Here is a 3,283-nt window from a genome sequence, read left to right as displayed (position 1 = left end):
TTTCGCAGCGCCAGCACTGCTGCCGTTTCAGCCAAAGCGGCATCTTTGCGGCGCAGCTCCCGCTCCAATTCTCGAATACGTTTACGTTCGGCCTTGGTCGCCTCGGTATGCCGTGCAGCAGTCTGGTCAGACCGGTCATTGGCCTGTTCACAACTGGCGCGCCAGCGACGGATCTGCTCAGGATACAAACCACGGCGGCGGCAGTATTCGGCTAACTCCTCTTCAGTCAGAGCAGCGGTTTCCAGCACCGCATTGAACTTCTGCTGGGAGCTCCAGCCTTCGGTCGTGGCAGACGCATTGGGCAGCAAGCGCCCTGTGTTACGGGCCTGCTTGCGCCAGTTGTATATCGTGGCTGTTGAAATGCCCTCCTCGGCAGCCAAATCATTGACGGTGCGGTTGTATGGCGCTTCCAGCTTGGCCAATATGGCTTCGCGGCGCTCGGGTGAATACTTCATGGGAACCTTCTCTCTGCCCCAGGTTGGAGATTCAAACTCTAACATCTGTAGAGGTTCCAACTATTCTGACAGCGGGGGCCTGCCCTTACTTAGTCGATGCTGATTTATTCATTTTGGCCGAAAACGGCCATTCAAGACGCTGCGTCACGCCGACAACATGGGTCTTTGCATGACGCTGCGAGGACGGTTTAACCGGTCAGCATCCCCCTCCCACGCCAATGCCGTCAGAATCGTCCTCACGGCGGTGCCTTTTTTCAGGCGCAAAAAAAGGACCTGCAAGAAGGGTACCCCCTTCTTGGCAATCATACGCAGCAACCATCTGAGCATGCACAGGCCTTGAGCTGGTATTCGCGCTGTAGTTTCTCAATTATCCGTCGAGCACTGTTCAAATGAAAAAACACATTCATAGTCTTCAACGTAGCAATAAGGATGGGTTGTCACGCATTGAGTACCTTCTGTAACACACTGACGGGGCCAATGAACGTTAGCTGCTAGCTACTTCTGTGACAAAACACTCAAGATCATTTTCAATTAACTACAGATTGAAGCGCGCCGGCTTTCGTGGAGTCCAGGGCGCTTCATCAAGCACTGGTTTCGTAGTCGACTAGGACAGCGCAGATGTTATTTAATAATGAATGAAAACCTGTCCAATCCAATGTTTCGGCTTGCTTTGCAACAAATTCATAAGCAAACTCCGCCTTACCTACAGATGCACTGGAGTTCGCATTATTAGAAAAGTCAAAGCGTTTACCATTTAGTCCCTTTGAAATATCGGTTTCGGTAAAGAGATCTTCAATACTTCTTTGCGCATTACCATTAAAAGGAACTGGAACTATATAAAGGTTAGCAAAAAGACGTACGAAGGATTCATGTCCCGACATAGCGATCTTCAAAGTTTCCTTGATTATTTTGTAGACAGTTCTTCCACCATCATCATTATCTACTATGAATATTACTGGATGATCACCTATTGGAGCCTTAAAACTATTTAATTCCTTATGATAGGCCCGAATTAAATTGCCTAAATTCCCACCGCCTCCGCTACTCGCCCCAAGTATCGATGCAGTCGAAAAATTTGGCATATATACACTCTTCTTTTTTTTGTGCTGACGAGTATACTTGAACAATTGAAATGATAATACGTCCTTTCCGTCGTCGTTCTTCGTAAGAAGCTGAGGGAAAATGGCTTTGCTTTGATGCACAGCATTACTGATATAGACTCCATCAGTTTTACCCTCACACACAATTAAAGGCATTTTATTGTCATAAAAGAGGGTATACAACAGAAATTTTCGGTAGATCGCTAAGTTACCTGTCGGATTTTTGTTACTTCGTTGTTGTCCTGGATAATTGTATGGATGGTCTCTGACATCTGATTGATATACATTGTCGACGGAATGAATAAATCCAAGCATTCCGTGGAGCTGTGATCGTCTACCTTCCTCGGTTTCTTCTACGAGTCGACCTTTATCGTCTTTCACTACCGTTTTAATTGTATATCGGCCGTGATTAACCAGAGAAAAAACGTATGCGCGAACGAGCTTTCTATACTCACGGGTAACGTTAACTTTAGTGTTAACGACCAACCCAGTCACTTGTTGACGAGAGGTTTTGTACTGCATTCGCGTTTTTTTTTCGTTTACGACAAAACCAGATTTAATAATAAGGCCCTGAAGCTGTTTTCCAATTTCCCACCTATGTGCATCCTTTTCGCAGAACGCTATTGACTTCGGAAAATCCTTCTTGTTCGTTGAAAACGTTATGTCATCAGCATATCTTGTGTAACGACACCCATTAGTCTTCGCAAGACGAGCCAGATGAAAATCAAGAATACCCGCAATTAAATTGGATATAACAGGAGAGCAAGGACTGCCCTGCGGTAGCTTGCCCTCCAAGCACGCAATGTGAGCAATAGTGGTAGCCACATCCTTGTGGAGTTTGAAATTCTTGTCGTTTATCAAGAAACCCCTAATTCTCCCTCCAGTGATAGTCGGGAAGAAGTCTTTTAGGTCCAGATTAAAAACATATCTTTTATTGCGGTGTACAGAGGCATTCGAAAGAATGCTTTTTCCAGGACAGAACCCGTGAGAGGCAGAGTTGGATCTCCCGGTGAGGCGTGCAATGTCGGCAACGCAAAGTTCTAGACCTTCCGCAAGCCTTCTTTGAAGGGATTTAATTTTTGGAATGGGAGCATTAATCTCTCGAAGACCACCACCCTTCCTAGGAATCGAAAATAGCGAATACTTTTCACTATTCTTAAGTACATACAGTAAATACGTGAGATCTTTGGGCTCTATGCTAAGAAGACTTGCAAGAGCTGCGCGGGAACTTGCGTATTGAAAACGCTCTAATGCTGATTTGGGGGCTGGTAGTTTGAAGGCGGCCAAGTAGACACTCAAAAGCAAACATTGCTAACACTATAATCGTGCTAAGCGTTATTGATAGGAGCATAGCTCCTCACATTATTGTCAAGTGCCACGATCACACGGCAGAAACTCTGTCTACGAGGCCATCCTAAGTATAACGAAAAGTAACGACAGTTGTCTTCAGCACGGCTTAGTTAGGCGCGCCCCACCAGTACGCTTTATTTAACTGCCACCAGCTAACGTTACCCACACGGCTATTGACATCAGAATAGCCACATACCGACTTGAGACTTCATCAATTATTCATTGGCTAGCTCTCCCGTGTAACATCTGGGTTAAAGTGTTCAGCGACAATTAACTTGACCGGTTAGCGACAATTATCTTGGCCGGTTGATCTGCTAGGGTTTGACACAGCAAATTGGAGATATCGCTGTGTCGGGCAAACGAATAACAGATCAACAA

At 45.8% G+C, this 3,283-nt stretch carries 2 protein-coding genes; both read right to left on the bottom strand.

Going from position 1 to position 3,283, the window contains the following annotated elements; all coding sequences use genetic code 11:
• Positions 1 to 455: transposase (locus GTU67_RS15035; RefSeq protein WP_185780794.1), on the bottom strand; the 455-nt coding region annotated here is incomplete at its 3' end.
• A 581-nt stretch (positions 456 to 1,036) separates the two neighbouring features.
• Complete coding sequence (locus GTU67_RS15030; protein WP_185780793.1) at positions 1,037 to 2,842, bottom strand: retron Ec67 family RNA-directed DNA polymerase/endonuclease; 1,806 nt, start codon at positions 2,840 to 2,842, stop codon at positions 1,037 to 1,039.
• Between the last annotated feature and the right edge of the window lie 441 nt (positions 2,843 to 3,283).

It is taken from the genome of Pusillimonas minor (assembly GCF_014237865.1).
Lineage (GTDB): Bacteria > Pseudomonadota > Gammaproteobacteria > Burkholderiales > Burkholderiaceae_B > Neopusillimonas > Neopusillimonas minor.
Note: the sequence above shows the minus strand (reverse complement) of the source record. Positions and strands in the feature narration are given on the sequence as shown.